This window comes from Isoptericola sp. GX10416 (genome assembly GCF_056590155.1).
The window spans coordinates 21,000-37,609 of the sequence record NZ_JBWPVO010000001.1 but is presented as its reverse complement, the minus strand read 5'-3'; the positions used below and the strand labels follow the sequence as shown (position 1 = coordinate 37,609).

18 protein-coding genes are annotated in these 16,610 nt (G+C 73.6%); 7 read left to right on the top strand and 11 right to left on the bottom strand.

What is annotated here, in order from left to right; all coding sequences use genetic code 11:
- Positions 1–106: 106 nt before the first annotated feature.
- Together ACWAT2_RS00185 and ACWAT2_RS00180 are read right to left on the bottom strand one after the other, a co-directional pair.
- Positions 107–1,090, bottom strand: a complete 984-nt coding sequence (locus tag ACWAT2_RS00185; protein ID WP_402372015.1) for a tRNA (adenine-N1)-methyltransferase — start codon at positions 1,088–1,090, stop codon at positions 107–109.
- Between the two features lie 11 nt (positions 1,091–1,101).
- Entirely contained in the window at positions 1,102–2,232 is a 1,131-nt protein-coding gene (locus ACWAT2_RS00180) for a site-2 protease family protein (RefSeq protein ID WP_402372016.1), read from the bottom strand.
- A 72-nt stretch (positions 2,233–2,304) separates the two neighbouring features.
- On the opposite strand from ACWAT2_RS00180, the gene ACWAT2_RS00175 reads away from it, so the two are divergent.
- Positions 2,305–3,207: a RecB family exonuclease gene (locus ACWAT2_RS00175; protein ID WP_402372017.1), complete on the top strand. Its 903-nt coding sequence runs from the start codon at positions 2,305–2,307 to the stop codon at positions 3,205–3,207.
- A gap of 17 nt (positions 3,208–3,224) precedes the next feature.
- On the opposite strand, the gene ACWAT2_RS00170 is transcribed toward ACWAT2_RS00175, so the two are convergent.
- Positions 3,225–3,911 (bottom strand): HAD family hydrolase, encoded by a 687-nt coding sequence (locus tag ACWAT2_RS00170; RefSeq protein ID WP_402372018.1) that lies wholly within the window; start codon positions 3,909–3,911, stop codon positions 3,225–3,227.
- A gap of 79 nt (positions 3,912–3,990) precedes the next feature.
- Between ACWAT2_RS00170 and ACWAT2_RS00165 the strand changes: the two genes are divergently transcribed.
- Entirely contained in the window at positions 3,991–4,878 is an 888-nt protein-coding gene (locus tag ACWAT2_RS00165; protein WP_402372020.1) for a PAC2 family protein, read from the top strand.
- A 40-nt stretch (positions 4,879–4,918) separates the two neighbouring features.
- Here the strand turns inward: ACWAT2_RS00165 and mshC are convergent, their stop codons facing one another.
- Positions 4,919–6,208, bottom strand: coding sequence for a cysteine--1-D-myo-inosityl 2-amino-2-deoxy-alpha-D-glucopyranoside ligase (gene mshC, locus ACWAT2_RS00160; RefSeq protein WP_402372021.1), 1,290 nt, complete (start codon positions 6,206–6,208; stop codon positions 4,919–4,921).
- 18 nt (positions 6,209–6,226) lie between these two features.
- Positions 6,227–7,105 carry an undecaprenyl-diphosphatase UppP gene (gene uppP, locus ACWAT2_RS00155; protein WP_402372022.1) on the bottom strand — a complete coding sequence of 293 codons (879 nt, stop codon included), beginning with the start codon at positions 7,103–7,105 and terminating at the stop codon, positions 6,227–6,229.
- A gap of 81 nt (positions 7,106–7,186) precedes the next feature.
- Between uppP and ACWAT2_RS00150 the strand changes: the two genes are divergently transcribed.
- The gene (locus tag ACWAT2_RS00150; protein WP_402372024.1) at positions 7,187–8,158 is read left to right on the top strand and encodes an aldo/keto reductase; all 972 of its coding nucleotides are present in this window, start codon (positions 7,187–7,189) and stop codon (positions 8,156–8,158) included.
- A gap of 9 nt (positions 8,159–8,167) precedes the next feature.
- Here the strand turns inward: ACWAT2_RS00150 and ACWAT2_RS00145 are convergent, their stop codons facing one another.
- On the bottom strand, positions 8,168–8,446 hold the full coding sequence (locus tag ACWAT2_RS00145; protein ID WP_402372025.1) for a primosomal protein: 279 nt from the start codon (positions 8,444–8,446) through the stop codon (positions 8,168–8,170).
- 72 nt (positions 8,447–8,518) lie between these two features.
- On the opposite strand from ACWAT2_RS00145, the gene ACWAT2_RS00140 reads away from it, so the two are divergent.
- Both ACWAT2_RS00140 and ACWAT2_RS00135 read left to right on the top strand, forming a co-directional pair.
- On the top strand, positions 8,519–8,725 hold the full coding sequence (locus ACWAT2_RS00140; protein ID WP_402372026.1) for a DUF5703 family protein: 207 nt from the start codon (positions 8,519–8,521) through the stop codon (positions 8,723–8,725).
- A 1-nt stretch (position 8,726) separates the two neighbouring features.
- Positions 8,727–9,500: a fructosamine kinase family protein gene (locus ACWAT2_RS00135; protein ID WP_402372027.1), complete on the top strand. Its 774-nt coding sequence runs from the start codon at positions 8,727–8,729 to the stop codon at positions 9,498–9,500.
- A 4-nt stretch (positions 9,501–9,504) separates the two neighbouring features.
- Here the strand turns inward: ACWAT2_RS00135 and ACWAT2_RS00130 are convergent, their stop codons facing one another.
- Positions 9,505–10,848: a M20/M25/M40 family metallo-hydrolase gene (locus tag ACWAT2_RS00130; protein ID WP_402372028.1), complete on the bottom strand. Its 1,344-nt coding sequence runs from the start codon at positions 10,846–10,848 to the stop codon at positions 9,505–9,507.
- 69 nt (positions 10,849–10,917) lie between these two features.
- Here ACWAT2_RS00130 and ACWAT2_RS00125 point away from each other — a divergent pair, with 69 nt between their 5' ends.
- Positions 10,918–11,274, top strand: a complete 357-nt coding sequence (locus ACWAT2_RS00125) for a VOC family protein (protein WP_402372029.1) — start codon at positions 10,918–10,920, stop codon at positions 11,272–11,274.
- 105 nt (positions 11,275–11,379) lie between these two features.
- The gene (locus tag ACWAT2_RS00120) at positions 11,380–12,696 is read left to right on the top strand and encodes a lytic polysaccharide monooxygenase (protein ID WP_402372030.1); all 1,317 of its coding nucleotides are present in this window, start codon (positions 11,380–11,382) and stop codon (positions 12,694–12,696) included.
- Between the two features lie 69 nt (positions 12,697–12,765).
- On the opposite strand, the gene ACWAT2_RS00115 is transcribed toward ACWAT2_RS00120, so the two are convergent.
- From ACWAT2_RS00115 to ACWAT2_RS00100, 4 genes are read right to left on the bottom strand one after another with little or no spacing between them, the layout of a single operon-like run.
- Positions 12,766–13,707, bottom strand: coding sequence for an SDR family oxidoreductase (locus ACWAT2_RS00115; protein ID WP_402372032.1), 942 nt, complete (start codon positions 13,705–13,707; stop codon positions 12,766–12,768).
- On the bottom strand, positions 13,704–14,624 hold the full coding sequence (locus ACWAT2_RS00110) for a bile acid:sodium symporter family protein (protein WP_402372033.1): 921 nt from the start codon (positions 14,622–14,624) through the stop codon (positions 13,704–13,706). Before ACWAT2_RS00110 ends, ACWAT2_RS00115 begins: the two co-directional genes overlap by 4 nt.
- On the bottom strand, positions 14,621–15,973 hold the full coding sequence (locus ACWAT2_RS00105; protein WP_402372035.1) for a flavin-containing monooxygenase: 1,353 nt from the start codon (positions 15,971–15,973) through the stop codon (positions 14,621–14,623). Before ACWAT2_RS00105 ends, ACWAT2_RS00110 begins: the two co-directional genes overlap by 4 nt.
- Positions 15,970–16,584, bottom strand: coding sequence for a GNAT family N-acetyltransferase (locus ACWAT2_RS00100; RefSeq protein WP_402372036.1), 615 nt, complete (start codon positions 16,582–16,584; stop codon positions 15,970–15,972). Before ACWAT2_RS00100 ends, ACWAT2_RS00105 begins: the two co-directional genes overlap by 4 nt.
- Positions 16,585–16,610: the final 26 nt, after the last annotated feature.

Below are 16,610 nucleotides of genomic sequence, written 5' to 3'. Positions count from 1 at the left end.
GCGATCGCGTCGGTCATTTCACGGACCGGTCGCCGTGTCCACACGATCCGGCCCTCGTCGTGACCAGCCTGTGACACGGCCGGGGCGCATCGTGGGCCGCGGCGGCTCACTCCTCGGGCGCCTGCCCGACCTCCCGCCGGACCCGCCGTGCCTTCTTGTCGGAGACGGGACGCTCGCCGAGGTCCGACTCCGTCCACTCCGCGTCGGTCGTGCCCACGGAGGACCCCTTGGCCGGCCGCCGCTTGCGCTCGGGCGGCTCGACGCCGTCCGCCAGCCGCCGGGCGGTGACGAGGAACCCCGTGTGACCGATCATGCGGTGCTGCGGGCGCACCGCGAGACCCTCGAGGTGCCAGCCGCGCACCATCGACTCCCATGCCGTCGGCTCGGCGAACCGGCCGTCGGCCCGCAGGTCCTCCGCGGTCCGCGAGAGCTGGGTGGCCGTGGCGACGTAGCAGATCAGCACCCCGCCAGGCATGAGGGCACGCGCCACCGCGTCGACGTTCTCCCACGGGGCGAGCATGTCGAGCACCACGCGGTCGACCGTGCCCGGTTCGACGACGTCGTCCACCCGGTCGGCGAGGTCGCCCAGGTGCAGGTGCCAAGCGGGGTGCTCGCCGCCGAAGAAGGTCTCGACGTTGCCGCGGGCGATCGCCGCGAAGTCCTCGCGCCGCTCGATCGAGTGCAGCTCGCCCGCGTCACCGACAGCCCGCAGCAGCGACAGGGTGAGCGCCCCGGAGCCCACGCCCGCCTCGACGACGCGCGCACCCGGGAAGATGTCCGCCATCTGGACGATCTGGCCGGCGTCCTTCGGGTAGACGACCGCGGCGCCGCGCGGCATGGAGAGCACGTAGTCGCTGAGCAGCGGCCGGAGCGCGAGGTACTCGACGCCGGCGGTGTTGGTCACCACCCAGCCCTCCGGCCGGCCGATGAGGTCGTCGTGGCGGAAGTAACCCTTGTGGGTGTGGAACGTCGCTCCCTCGGCGAGCGTGATCGTGTGCATCCGGCCCTTGGGGTCGGTGAGCTGGACCTTGTCGCCGACGTGCAGCGGACCACGCCGCTCGTCGGCACCGGTGGCGGCAGTAGAAGTCACGAGCGCCGAGTCTACTGACGACTGCCGGGGCGCAACGCCGCGGCCACCCTCGCGACGTCCAGCACGCCGGTCACCCGGCCGTCGTCGACCACGGGGACGACCCTCGACCCGCCGGAGGTCCCGGCGAGGTGCTGCAGGAGCTCCGGTCCGGAGGCGTCGGCCCGGACGGCAGAGCCCGCCGGGAACGGCACGACGACGGCGTCCACGGTCGTGGCGGCGACCTGGTCCGCCGGGACCGCGGCCACCGCCCGGGGGTCCACCCAGCCGACCGGCGCGTGCGACCGGTCCACCACCACGACGACCGTCTCGCCCCGGCCCTCGGCCGCGCGCCCGACATCGGCCACGCCGGAACCCTGCGTGACGAGGACGGCGGGTGTCGCCAGCGATCGCACGGTGAGGCCCGCGAGGGCCTCGCGTCGCCGTCCGGTCCGCATGGCCTCGGTCGCTCCGGACCACAGGAACGCCCCGATGAGCGCCGCCCACATGACCTGTACCACGTCGGGCCGGCTCCCGGACGTCAGCGGCCACAGGAGCACCCCGACCACCACGCCCACGCCGACGACGCGGCCGACCCAGCCGGCGACGACGGTGCCGCGGGTGCGTGAGCCCGTCGCCTTCCAGACCGCCGCCTCGAGCACCTGGCCGCCGTCGAGCGGGAGACCGGGCAGGAGGTTGAACGCGCCGACGAACGCGTTCGAGAAGGCCCCGGCGTACAGCAGGAGCGCCGGGACCGACTCGACGCTCTGCGCCTGGAACCCCACCCAGAAGGCGAGCGCGAGCGCGAGGTTGGTCAGCGGCCCGACCACGGCCACCAGCGCGGTGTCCCCCGGGCGGTGCGCACCGCCCGAGTAGGCGGTGTGGCCGCCCCAGAGCGTCAGGGCGAGCTCGTCGACGCGGTGCCCGCGGGAGCGCGCCACCAGCGCGTGCGCGACCTCGTGGCAGAACACCGAGCCGAAGAGGAGGAGCACGAACACGAACGACACGACCAGCACCCCGGGCGTGCCCGTGGCGGGCGCCCAGAAGCGCACGGTGGGCGCGAAGAGGACGGTCAGGACGACGGCGGCGAGCAACCACGACGGCGTCACGAGCACAGGTGCGCCGGCGACGCGGCCGATCCGCCAGCCGGAGGAACGGGGAGGCACCGGCTCAGGCTATCGGTGCGGGCCTGTGGACGGCCCGCACCGGCGTCGGTGGCCGGCCGTAGGGTGGCAGCCATGACGACGACGGCGGACCGCACCCCGGACCCGGTGGCCACCCCTGCCGACGCCCCGGACGTCCGTGCGCGGCGCCCGCCGGCGCTCTCCCCCTCCCGGGCGGGAGACTTCATGCAGTGCCCGCTGCTGTTCCGGTTCCGCGCCGTCGACCGGCTGCCGGAACCGCCGTCGTCCGCCGCCGCGCGCGGCACGCTGGTGCACTCCGTGCTCGAGCGGCTGTACGACGCCCCGCTGGGTGAGCGCACGCGCGAGGCCGCCCTGGACCTGCTCCCGGGCGAGTGGGACCGGCTGGTCGAGGCGGAGCCGCGCTATGCGCGGTTGTTCCTGCCTGACGGCGACGCGGCGGACCAGCCGCTGGAGACCTGGCTGGACGGTGCCGGGCGGCTCCTCGGCACCTACTTCACCCTCGAGGACCCGAACCGGCTCGAGCCCGAGGCGCGTGAGCTGTACGTCGAGAGCCAGCTCGAGGACGGCCCCCTGCTGCGCGGGATCGTCGACCGCCTCGACGTGGCCCCGAACGGCGCGATCCGGGTGGTGGACTACAAGTCGGGCCGGTCGCCGCGACCAGGGTTCGAGAACAAGGCGCTCTTCCAGATGCGCTTCTACGGGCTGGTGGTCTGGCGCGAGCGCGGCGTGCTGCCGAAGATGCTGCAGCTCGTCTACCTCGGTGACGGCCAGGTGCTGCGTGCCGAGCCGCAGGAGCGCGAGCTCGAGGTCACGGAGACCAAGATCCGCGGCGTGTGGGACGCGATCACCACGGCGGCCCGTCGCGGGGAGTTCGTGCCGCGGCCCAGCAAGCTGTGCGGCTGGTGCGCCCACCAGGACATCTGCCCGGAGTTCGGCGGTACTCCCCCGCCGATCCCCGAGGGCGCGCTGCGCGAACGCCTCGGCCTGGACCTCTGATCCCCGGACCACGGACGTCAGACGAGGTCGAGCACCTCGCCCGCGGCCAGCCGCCGCAGGAACGTCAGGTCGACGTCTGCCAGTGAGGCCGCCCGGCTGAGCCCTTCGCGAGCCTCGATCGGCAGGACCGCCTCCACGCCCAGGGTGCGCGTCCCGGCGGCGAGCGCGGAGGCGAGGCCCGCCGGCGAGTCCTCGATCGCGACGCAGTCGGACGGCCGGACGCCGAGCCGTCGTGCTGCCACGCGGTAGGGCTCCGGGTCGGGCTTGCCCCGCTCGACCTGGTCGCCCGTCACAAGAGTGACGAAGGCCCCCGGCACGTGGGCCGTGACGGCCTCGGCCAGCACCGCGTAGCTCATCGTCACTAGGGCGCACGGCACGCCGGCGGCACCGAGCACGTCGAGCAGGTCGCGCGCACCGGGGCGCCAGGGGACGTCGTCGCGCACCTGGGCGGTCACCCTGGTCAGCAGCCGGTCGACGATCTCGGGCACGGGCAGGTCCACCCCGGCCTCCCGGAGCACCCCGGCCGACACCGCCAGGGGATTCCCGACGAGCTGCAGGGCCTGCGCGTGGGTCCAGGTACCACCGTGCTCGGCGACCAGCTCCTGCTCGGCGGAGATCCAGTAGGGCTCGGTGTCGACGAGGGTGCCGTCCATGTCCCACAGGACGGCGGCGGGCAGCGTGGCAGGCGGGGCAGGATTCGGCACCGCACCATCGTACGGACGGCCCGCGGCCCCGGCGCACGACGACCGCCGTCGAAGCCGCTCGGCTGTATAGGGTTGTCGAATGAGCACCGAGCAGCCGGTCGGCCGCCACGCCGCACGTCAGACCGTCATGATCGCTGCCTTCGAGGGCTGGAACGACGCCGGCAGCGCCGCGACCGGCGCCCTCGAGCACCTGGCCGACGTGTGGGGTTCGTCACCGCTGCGAGAGCTGGACCCCGAGGAGTACCACGACTTCCAGGTGAACCGTCCGATGGTGACGACGGGAGCGGACGGGTCCCGGGACGTGACGTGGCCGACGACCACGGTCTCGGTGGCCGACCTGCCGGACCGCCAGGTCGTGCTCGTCCACGGCATCGAACCGTCGTTCCGCTGGCGATCGTACTGCCGCGAGCTGCTCGACATCGCCGAGGAGCTCGACGTCCAGACCGTCGTCACCCTGGGCGCGCTGCTCGCGGACGTGCCGCACACCCGCCCGATCCCGCTCACCGCCACCACCGACAGCCCTGGCCTGCAGGCCGTCCTCGACGTCGAGCCCAGCACGTACGAGGGCCCGACCGGCATCGTCGGTGTGCTCCAGCACGAGGCGACGGCGCGCGAGCTCCAGTCGGTCTCACTGTGGGCGGCGGTGCCGCACTACGTCGCGAACCCGCCGTCGCCGAAGGCGACGCTGGCGATCCTGGCACGGGTCGAGGAGCTGCTGGCCGCCACCGTGCCGCTCGGCGAGCTGCCGGAGGACGCCGAGGCGTGGCAGCACGGCGTCGACGAGCTGGCCAGCGAGGACGCAGAGATCTCGGAGTACGTCCAGCAGCTCGAGGAGGCCAAGGACACGGCCGACCTTCCGGAGGCTTCGGGCGACGCGATCGCGCGCGAGTTCGAGCGCTACCTGCGCCGACGGGACCACGGGCCCGGCCGGGGCGGTCCCGGCCACGGGAGCCCGGACAAGGGCTGACGCCGGCCCCGGGCCGGTCCGGCGGTTCAGACCGCCGGGATCACAGTCGCACCCCGAGGAGCGCATTGACCGCTCGGGCGACGACCCCGGGTGCGCCCTCCTCGTCGCCGGACGTGTCACGCCCCGGCGCCAGCGCCCGGTGGGCCCAGTCGTCGACCGCCGCCACCGCCCGCGGCGCGTCGAGGTCGTCGGCGAGCGCCGCGCGGAGCTCCGCGAGCAGCGCGTCCGCCGACGGCGCACCGTTGCCGGAGACGGCGGCGCGCCAGCGGTCCAGGCGCCCTCGGGCCGCCTCGAGCGTCGCGTCGGTCCACTCCCACTCGGAGCGGTAGTGCTGGGCGAGGATACCCAGGCGGACGGCCATGGGGTCCACGCCCTCGCGCCGCAGCGCCGAGACGAGCACGAGGTTGCCCCGGGACTTGCTCATCTTGTGACCCTCGTAGGCCACCAGACCCGCGTGGACGTGCGCCGTCGGCGCGGCGTCCGGACCGGCCAGCATGCGGGCGTGCGAGACCGACATCTCGTGGTGCGGGAACAGCAGGTCCGCGCCCCCGCCCTGGACGTCGAAGGGCAGGCCGAGACCGTCGCGCGCGATGACCGAGCACTCGACGTGCCACCCGGGACGCCCGGTGCCGAGGACGCCGCCGTCCCAGGCGGGCTCGCCGACGCGCTCGCGGCGCCACAGCAGCGGGTCGAGCGCGTTCTTCTTGCCGTCCCGGTCGGGATCCCCTCCGCGCTCGGCGAAGAGCTCCGCCATCGTCGCCTCGTCGAGGCCGGACACGGTCCCGAAGGCGGGGTCCGCGCTCAGGTCCGCGTAGACGTCGCCGAGCTCCGGTGCCGCGCCGCCGGCGCCCGGCTCCACGGGCACGCGGTACGCCGTGCCGTCGGCGAGCATCTGCGCCACGGCGCGGGCGATCGGCTCGACGTACTCGACCACGCCGGTCCACGGGGCCGGTGGGACCACGCCCAGTGCGGTCATGTCCTCGGCGAACAGGGCGGTCTGGTCACGGGCGAGGTCGCGCCAGTCGACCCCGGTGGCGTCGGCGCGCTCGAGCAGCGGGTCGTCGACGTCCGTGACGTTCGAGCAGTACGTCACCTGCTTGCCGGCGTCGGCCCAGGCACGGTGCAGCAGGTCGAACGCCACGTAGGTGGCGGCGTGCCCCAGGTGCGTCGCGTCGTACGGGGTGACCCCGCACACGAAAGACCGGGCCACGGCGCCGGGGGCCGGATCGACCAGCGTCCCGGAGGTGGAGTCGTGGACCCGGACGACGGGCCGACGACCGTCCGTGGGCGCGGGCAGCTCGGGGATCTGAGGGGAGGGCCAGGAAAGCACGGGGCCAGGCTACCGGCGTCAGCCGGTGGTCACGGCACCGGCGTCCGCCTCCAGGACGCCGGTGAGCAGCAGGACGACGACGAACGCCGCCAGGGCGTAGCGGTAGTAGACGAACGGTCGGTACGAGTACGTCGAGACGATCTTGAGGAACCCGATCAGGACGACGTATCCGACGGCGAACGCGACGATCGTGGCGAGGAGGGTGGCACCCCAGCCGGCCGACCCCGGTGCGGGGTCGCCTCCCGCGGCCTTCGCGAGCTGGTAGAACCCCGAACCCAGCACGGCCGGGATGGCGAGCAGGAACGAGTAGTCGGCCGCCGCCTTGCGGGTGAAGCCCATCGCGAGCCCGGCCGTGATGGTGCCGCCCGAGCGGGAGACGCCCGGGATCAGGGCGAGCGCCTGGGCCAGCCCGAGCCCGATGGTCCGCCGGGGGGTCATGTCGTCGACGGGCCGCACGCGCGCCCCGAGCCGGTCCGCCACGTCCAGCAGCACACCGAAGACGACCAGCGTGACCACCGTGATCCACAGGTTGCGCAGCGACGTCTCGATCGCGTCGTCGAACAGCACGCCGAGGACGACGATCGGCACGGAGCCCAGCGCGATGTACCAGGCCATCCGCGCATCGATGTCGTGGGCCCCCATCCGGGCGCGCCAGCCGGACCCGTGGTCACCGCGCAGCGACACCCACCAGGCCACGCAGATGTCGCGGATCTTGCGGCGGTAGTACAGCAGCACGGCGACTTCCGTACCGATCTGCGACACCGCCGTGAACAGGGCTCCCGGGTCGGCACCGCCGACGAGCTCGCCCACGATGCGCAGCTGCGCACTGGACGAGACCGGCAGGAACTCGGTGAAACCCTGCACCAGACCGAGGAGGATCGCTTCCCACGCACTCACGGGCGGCAACACTACCCGCGCGCAGGAGCCCTCCGGCGCGGGACCCCCTGGTCGGGGGTCGGCGCCGGTAGGGTTCCGCGCATGGAACGACGGCAGGTGGGCGCCTCGGGACTGCGCGTCTCCACGCTCGGGCTGGGCACGATGACCTGGGGGCGGGACACGGACGCGGGGGACGCGGGGGCGATCCTGCGCTCGTTCGTCGACGCCGGCGGCACGCTGGTCGACACGGCCGCCTCGTACGGTGACGGCGACGCCGAGCGCGTCCTCGGGGAGCAGCTCGCCGGGTCCGTGCCGCGCGACGAGCTCGTGCTGTGCACCAAGGGCGGCGTGCGCCAAGGGCCCGCCGGCCCACGGCGCGACGCGTCCCGGGGGTCGCTCCTGGCGGACCTCGACGCCTCGCTGGTCCGCCTCGGCGTCGACCACGTCGACCTCTTCCTGGTGGCGTGCCCGGACGCGACGACGCCGCTCGAGGAGACGGTCTCGGCGCTCCGGCTCGCCGTCACCTCCGGCCGCGCGAGGTACGTGGGCCTGTCGAACTTCCCCGCGTGGGCGTCGGCGCGCGCCGCCACCCTCCTCGAGGCGGGCGACGGCATCGGGATGGCCGCCCTCGAGACCGAGTACTCGTTGCTGCAGCGCGGCGTGGAGCGCGAGGTCGTCCCCGCGGCGGAAGCCTTGGGCCTCGGCCTGCTCGCCTGGTCGCCGCTGGGCCGCGGCATGCTCACCGGCAAGTACCGGCGCTCGGTCCCCGTGGGCTCACGCGCAGCCTCGGACCATCTCGCCGACTTCGTCGGGCAGTACCTGGAGGACCGCGACGCCGCGGCGGTCGCCGAGGCCGTCGTCACCGCCGCCGACGGTCTCGGTCGGGCGCCGCTGGAGGTCGCCCTCGCCTGGCTGCTGGCTCGGCCCACGGTGGCGTCCGCCGTCGTCGGTGCCCGCACCCCTGCACAGCTCGAGGGCACGCTGGAGGCCGTCGACCTGGTCTTGCCGAGCGAGGTCCACGCGGCGCTCGACGACGTCTCCGCCGTCGTCCCCGGCTATCCCGAGCGCTGGTAGCCGGCCGGTTCAGCGCCCGCCGGGCACGTCGACGTCGAGCTCGCCGTCGTCGTCACCGTCCTCGTCGTCATCCTCGTCGTCGTCATCGTCGTCGTCGAGGTAGAAGGGCGTCACCTCGGTGTACACCTGCGCCAGGGCGTCCTCGTACACCTCGAACGCGTCGGCGAGCACCTCGTAGGCGTCGTCGACGGCCGGGTCCTCCTCGCCGCGGCGGGAGGACACGGCGTGGTAGTGCCCTTCGAGAGCGGCGACGAAGCGGTCCAACGCGGCACGCGGATCAGCGGTCATGCTCTGACGGTAGCGCCATACGGGGCACAATGGGCACACGAAATCGCCGGACGGTCACCTGGGAGGCGACGAATGGCATCGAGCTGGCGCAAGCACGGGCAGTACGAGTACCGCGTGCTCACGATCGACCGGGGCACGTCCGTGCCCGACGCGCGCAAGCTGCTCACCGAGGAAGCGGAGTACGGCCGCTGGGAGCTCGCCCGCACCCGCCTGTACCTGGGGGGCGAGCGACGAGTGTGGTTGCGCCGCAAGGTCATCCGGGCGACCTCGACCCTCTGAGATGGCCGGGTTCCGCAAGTCCCGCACGGACGCACCGGAGGGATTCTTCGCCACGGAGGCGGCCGGCCTGCGCTGGCTCGCCGTGGGCGGCGGACCTCGGGTGGCGCGTGTGGTCGAGGTCGGGCCCGGTCACCTCGACCTCGAGCGGGTCACACCGGCCACACCCACCGCGGACGCGGCGCGGGACCTCGGCCGTCGCCTGGCGGTGCTGCACGACGCGGGCGCCGACGGCTTCGGCGCGCTGCCGCCGGGAGCCGGTGCCGGTTGGTTCGGACCGCTCGACGACCCGCTGGAGATGGCGGCCGGATCGTGGACCGACTGGTCCACGTTCTACGCCGACGCCCGCCTGCGACCGGTCCTCGCGCAGGGCCGACGCCGCGGGGTCTTCGGGCCCGACGACGAGACCGCGTTCGAGCGGGTGTGCGAGCGGCTGCCCCGCCTCGCCGGACCGGCCGAGCCGCCCGCACGGCTGCACGGGGACCTGTGGTCGGGGAACGTCCTCTGGTCGGACGCCGGCGGCGCCACCAAGGCCGTGCTCGTCGACCCGGCAGCGCACGGCGGGCACCGGGAGGCGGACCTGGCGATGCTGGCCCTGTTCGGCGCACCACACCTGGACGAGATCCTGGCCGGGTACGCCGCGGTCCACCCGCTGAGCCCGGGCGCTGCCGGACGCGTGCCGCTCCACCAGCTCTACCCGCTGGCCGTCCACGCGGTGCTCTTCGGTGGTGGCTACGTGGCGTCGACGCGACGGTCGCTGGCCGAGCTGGGCGCCTGACGGCTCAGCAGGTCGCCAGTAGGCGGTCCAGGACCCGGGTGCCGAACTTGAGGGCGTCGGTGGGGACCCGCTCGTCGACGCCGTGGAACATCCCGGCGAAGTCCAGGTCGCCCGGCAGCTGCAGCGGCGCGAACCCGTAGCCGGTGATGCCGAGGCGGGCCAGGGACTTGTTGTCCGTGCCGCCGGAGAGCGTGTAGGGCAGCACGGCGGCGCCCGGATCCTCGGCGTGCAGGGAGTCGACCATCGCGTCCACCAGGCCGCCGCTGAACGGCACCTCGAGCGACCGGTCGGTGTGGATCGGTTCGATCCGCACGTGCGGGCCGGCGAGCTCGCGCAGGACGCCCATGGCCTCGGCGTCGTGGCCGGGCACCGTGCGCATGTCGAGGGTCGCCGTCGCGGAGCCGGGGATGACGTTGGCCTTGTACCCGGCGTCGAGCTGTGTCGGGTTGGTGGTGTGCCGCACCGTGGCTCCCACGAACTTCGCGGCCGGCCCCAGCGCCGCGACGAGCGCGTCGACCTGGTCCGGGTCCGCGCCGCCCTCACGGTCGAACGGCAGCCCGGTCAGGTCGCTCACGCCCTGCAGCAGCCGCTCCACGGTGGGCGTGAGCGTGTATGGCCAGGCGTGCTTGCCGATCCGCGCCACGGCGGCGGCGAGCTCGGTGACGGCGTTCTCGTGATTGACCTGCGAACCATGACCCGCGCGGCCGTCGGCCACCAGCCGCAACCAGGCGAGCCCCTTCTCCGCCGTCTGGACGAGATAGGCCCGGCGTCCACCGACGTCCACGGAGAACCCGCCGACCTCGCTGATGGCCTCGGTGGCGCCCTCGAAGATCTCGGGATGGTGGTCGACCAGCCAGCGGGCGCCGAGGACGCCGCCCGCCTCCTCGTCGGCGAACATGCCGATGACGACGTCGCGGGCCGGCCGGCGGCCTTCTCGCGCCATCTGCCGCACCACCGCCAGGATCATGGCGTCCATGTCCTTCATGTCCACGGCGCCACGGCCCCAGAGCAGCCCGTCGATCTCCTCGCCGGCGAACGGGTCGACCGACCAGTCCGCTGCGGCGGCGGGCACCACGTCGGTGTGGCCGTGCAGCACGAGGGCGGGACGCGAGGGGTCCTGGCCGGCGAACCTCGCGACCACGGACGCCCGCCCGGGGGCGGACTCGAACAGCGCAGGCTCCAGCCCGACGTCGGCCAGCAGCCCGGCGACGAGCTCCGCCGCCTTGCGCTCCCCCGGTCCCTGGTTCTCGCCGTAGTTCGAGGTGTCGATCCGCAGCAGGTCCTGGCAGATGCCGACGACCTCGTCCTCGGCGGTGGGGTGGTTCAGGTCGGGTCGCGGTGAAGTCACGGGCTTACGGTACCCAGCCCGCGCAGACGCCAGGCCTGCGGTGTCGGTGGCGGCGTGCACCCTGGCCACATGACGACCACGCATCACGCGATCGACTACGTCGAGCTGGGGGTCACCGACCTGGCCCGTACCCGGGCGTTCTACGAGGCGGCCTTCGGCTGGCGGTTCAACGACTACGGCCCCGACTACGCCGGTATCCGCGCCCCCGCGGGCGACGGCGAGGCGGGCGGTCTCAACCCCCACCGCGAACCAGGACGCTCCGGCCCCCTGGTCCTGCTGTTCTCCGACGACCTCGACGTGACGGCCGCGGCGGTCACCGCGTCCGGCGGCACCGTCGTCGAGGGACCGTACGAGTTCCCTGGTGGCCGCCGGTTCCACTTCACGGACCCGAGCGGGAACGAGCTGGGCGTCTGGGCCACTGGCTGAGAGGTCGCGGAGGCGGCGACCCGAAACGTTTTGGTACCTGTCGGGCAACGCTGTGGTCGGGCACGGTCGAGGGGATCTTGACCGCAACGAGTGAAGGAGCTCGACATGCGAAGACTCGCAGCCCTGGCCGTCGCGGCGCTGGTGGGCGCCACCGGCCTCGTGGTGGCCACCGAGCCCGCCCCCGCGGAGGCCCACGGCGCCGAGGTGTTCCCCGGCAGCCGTCAGTACCTCTGCTACGTCGACGGGCTCACCGGGTCCGGAGCCGTCAACCCGCAGAACCCGGCGTGCGCCGACGCCTACGCCGCCGACGGCACGGCGTCGTTCTACAACTGGTTCGGCAACCTCGACTCCAACGGGGCCGGGCGCACCGAGGGGTACATCCCTGACGGCCAGATCTGCGACGGCGGCGGCAGCGGCCCGTACGACTTCTCGAGCTTCAACGCCGTGCGCGACGACTGGCCGACGACGCACCTCACGGCCGGCGCGACGTACGAGTTCCAGCACAACAACTGGGCGGAGCACCCAGGGCGGTTCGACGTCTACGTCACCGAGCAGGGCTGGGACCCGGGTAGCCCGCTGGCATGGAGCGACCTCGAGCTGATCGACACCGCGACCAACCCGCCCGACACCGGCGGACCCGGCGGGGACAACTACTACTACTGGGACGTGACGCTGCCGTCCGACCGCAGCGGCGACCACATCATCTTCACCCACTGGGTGCGCTCGGACAGCAACGAGAACTTCTACAGCTGCTCCGACGTCGCGTTCGACGGCGGCAACGGCGAGGTGACCGGGATCGGCGGCGACACCGACCCGGAGCCGGAGCCCGACCCCGTCTGCCCGGACGAGGCGCCTGGCGTGCCGGGTGACGTCATGGCCTCCGACGTCCGCGCCACCAGCGCCCACGTCATGTGGGGCATGGCGCAGGATGGCTGCGTCACCGGTTACGACGTCGTCGACCCGGCCTCGGGTGACGTCCTGGCGTCCACCGACGGCTCGCCGATGGTGGACCTGACGGGTCTGGACCCCGAGACGACGTACGAGGTCGCGGTCCAGGCACGCAACGACAACACGGGCGAGGTCTCGGCGACGACCACCTCCACCTCGTTCACCACCGCTGCCGAGGACGACGAGGAGCCGCTGCCCACCGGCGACTGCACGGCCGAGGTCAGCGTCGTCAACTCGTGGAGCGGCGGGTTCCAGGCGGACCTGGTCGTGACCGCGGGGTCCGAGGCGCTCACCGGCTGGGAGGTCACGGTGGACGGCGCGACCGTCGACCAGGCGTGGAGCGCCCAGGTCTCCGGCAACGTCTTCACCAACGCGAGCTGGAACGGCAGCCTCGCCGCCGGCGCCTCGACCTCCGCCGGGTTCATCGGCAGCGGTGACCCGAGCTCGTTGAGCACGGTCTGCTCGGCAGGCTGAGCGAGCCACACCCACCGGCGCCGGTCTCCTGTCCGCACCTCGTGCGGGCAGGAGACCGGCGTCGCCGCGTCACGCCCGCCGTGCCACCCAGTCGTCGAAGGCTTCCCGGCTCGAGCGGCGCGGCACGTAGCCGAGAACCTCCTTGAGACGGGTGTTGTCGAGCACGGGTCGGTACCGCAGGAACCCGACCCGCTCCGGGCCGTGGATGGTCAGGCGCAGGGCCCGGCCCACCCGCAGGGCGCCGGCCAGCACCGGCGCCGGGACGTCGACCGTCCGCCGGCCGAGCCGGGCGGCGATGTCCGCGACGGTCATGACGCCGTCGCCGCACACGTTGAACTCCCCCGTGACTCCCCCGGTGGCGCCCGCCACGATCGCCCCCGTGACGTCGTCGACCCAGGCGAACACGAACGGGCTGTCGCTCCCCCGCACCCGGAGCAGGCGCGGCGCGTCCCACAGCGCGGTGATCTGGTTGGCCACCCCGGGCCCGAGGATCGTGCCGATCCGCAGGACCACCTGCCCGAGCCCCGGGTGCTCCTGCCGGAACGTCGCAAGCATCTCCTCGACGAGCCGCTTGTGCCGCGAGTACGTGAACTCCTCGTTGCCGCGCAGCGCGTCACCCTCGCGCAGCGGTACGGGGTTGTCGGCGTGATACCCGTAGGCGGCGCCCGACGACGAGACCACCACCCGCTCCACGCCGCCGGCCACGCACGCCTCCAGCACGTGGCGGGTGCCGTCGACGTCCACGCGACGCTCAGCCGCCTCGTCGAGGGTGCCCGGGTTCACGATCGCCGCGAGGTGCACCACCGTGTCGATCCGATGGTCGACGACGGCCTGCCGCACCGCCGGGGCGTCGGTCACGTCCAGCGTGATCTCCATGACGCCGTCGGGCACCCCCGGGGCCGGACGCAGGTCGGCGGACACGACCGATGCCACGCCGTCGTGCACCGCGAGCGCCTCGACCGCGTGAGAACCGAGGAAGCCCGATCCCCCCGTGACCAGGACGCGCCTCATGCCACCGCTCCGTGCGCCGCCCGGAGCCTGCTGCGACGCGCCCACACCGAAGCCAGCGTGAGGCCGGCGACGATGTCCCAGATGCCCCACCAGCCCGCCACGACGGCCATGCCGCCGATCCCGTCGAAGAACGCGAAGACGAGGCCGAGCCCCAGCCCGGCGTTGCGGATGCCGACCTCGAAGGTCACCGCCTTCACCTCGCGGACGCCGAGCCGACCGGCCCGGCCGGCGAGGTAGCCCAGGGCGAGCGCGACGGCGTCGTGGAGGAACACCGCCAGCAGCACCACGCCCACGTACGCGACGAAGACGGAGAAGTTCCCCGCCAGCGCCGCCACGATGAACCCGACCAGCGCCACGAGGCTGACCCAGCGCACCGGGCGGTGCACGCGGTCGGCGGCCGCGGGCCACCGGGCGCGGAACAGCAGACCGACGGCGAACGGCAGGCCGATGACCAGCAGGATGTCGAGGAGCATCGCACCGGCGTCGAGACGGACGTCGGTCAGGATCTCGCGCGCCGTCGGGTGCAGGCTGCCCCACAGGGCGATGTTCACCGGCATCGCCACGATGTACAGCGCGTTGCCGACCGCTGTGAGCGATACCGACAGCGCCACGTTGCCGCCCGCACGGTGCGTGAGGACCTGCGAGACGTTCCCCGGCGGGCAGCACGCCACCAGGATCATGCCCAGCGCGATCGAGGCCTGGACACCGAGCACGAGCGTCAGGGCGAAGGTCACCGCAGGCAGCAGCACCAGCTGCGCGACGAGCGCCAGCACCGCGGCGCGCGGCGCACGGCGCAGGGCCCGGAAGTCGGCCGGCGAGGTGTCCAGCGCGATGCCCAGCATGATGAGACCGAGCACCACGCTCAGCGCCACCATCGAGGCCGGCGAGAAGTCCACCGCGACGTCGTCGACGTTCATCGCGCCGACCCCGCCAGATCGTCGGCGAACCGGCGCACGGTCCGGCGGTAGGCGTCCTTGTTCACGTAATAGCTCATCCGCTCCAGCCCGAGGTAGCGGTACCCGCCGGTCAGGTCGGGCCACGCCTGACCGATCCGCCGACGGAACGCCTCGGCCCGCCGTCCGGCGGCTGCGTCACCCTCGGCCCCCGCGGCCTCGGCAGCGAGGTAGCGGGCCACCAGCTCGGCCTGCTCGGCCCGGCCCTGCCAGCCGATGCCCGACGCCTCCAGCATGCCCACGACGAACAGGCCGTTGAGCGAGGGCGGCACGATGTTGCAGAAGAGTCCCGGCGCGGTCCCGGAACCCGGACCGGACCAGGCCAGGTGCGCCGGGTCGAGGAACGGGTAGTCGAGCCGGTACCCGGTGGCCAGCAGCACGACGTCGTAGCACCCGGCGGTGCCGTCGACGAAGTGCACGGTGTCGCCGTCGAAGCTCCGGACGTCCGCCCGCACCCGCAGATCCCCCTGGCCGGCGTGCTGCAGGACCAGGGAGTTCACCACGGGGTGCGACTCGTAGATCTTGTGGTCGGGTGCCGGGAAGCCGAACCGCTGCGGGTCACCGTTCAGCAGTCTCAGCAGCCTCGAGTCCACGGCCTGCTTGATCCGGGCCGGCAGCGGCCGACCCTGGTTGAGGGTGTCGGTGGGCCGACCGAGCAGGTACCGCGGGACGAACCAGTACCCCCGCCGCACCGACAGCTCGACCGCAGCAGCGCGGTGCACGGCGTCCACCGCGATGTCGCAGCCGGAGTTCCCACCACCCACGACCAGCACCCGCTTGCCGTCGAAGACGTCGGCGCCACGGTACTCGCTCGAGTGCAGCAGCTCGCCGGTGAAGCGCCCCTCGAAGGTGGGGACGTTCGGCTCGGCCAGCGTCCCGTTCGCGACGACGACGTGCGAGTACCGCTCCACGCTCGTGCCGCCGTCGGGCCCGGTGGCGACGACCTCCCAGCCGCGGCGTCCCGACGCGTCGCCGCCCACGGGCTCGACCGCGGTGACCCGTGTGCCGAACCGGTAGTGCCGGCGCAGGTCGAAGGTGTCCGCGTAGGTGCGGAAGTAGCGCAGGAGCTCGCGATGGGACGGGTAGTCGGCGTCGCAGTCCATCGCGAGCTCCGAGAACTCGGTGGTGGTCCGCGACGAGATGAGGTGCGCCGACTCGTAGACCGTCGACCTCGGGTTGTCGATGTCCCACAGACCGCCGACGTCGTGGTGGGCCTCGTAGCCCACGAGCTCCAGGCCGGCCCGGTCGAGGGCACGGGCAGCGGCCAGGCCGGACGGGCCCGCACCGATCACGGCGGTGCGCCGCAGGGTCATCGCCCCGCTCCCGGCACGGGCGCCTCGGCCGGCCACGGCTCGGACGGGCCGCGCGGGTCGTCGGCCAGCAGCGACGCCATCCACGAGTCGCGCAGGACGCCGCGCTGCATCCCGTAGCGGCGCAGGGTCCCCTCGGACCGGAAACCGAGCCGCCACGCCACCCGGCGCGACGGCCAGTTGCCGACGTACGCCTGCCACTGCAGGCGGGTCAGCCCCAGCCCGTCCGGGCTCAGCGCCCAGTCGGCCGCGAGCCGCGCGGCCGCGGTGGTGATGCCGCGTCCCCGGGCGTCGGGGGCGGTCCAGTACCCGATCTCGCCGGCGCCGTCGGCGCCGGGAGCACCGGCTGTGACGCCGACACCCATCATGCCCAGCACCGGGCCGTCGATCTGGCCGGCCGGACGCACCGCCCAGGTGTACATGGTGTCCCGCCCCCAGCCGTCCGCGACCATCTGCGTCACGAAGCCCTCGGCGTCCTGCCGCGTGTAGGGCGACGGGACCACGGTCCAGGCGGCGATCTCGGGGTCGGTGCAGGCCTCGGCCACCTGGTCGACGTCCGCGAGGGTGGGGACGGACAGCGTGACGTGCGCGTCACGGAGGACGAACGGTTCCATGCGCGCATACTGCCAGGCCCGCCCGG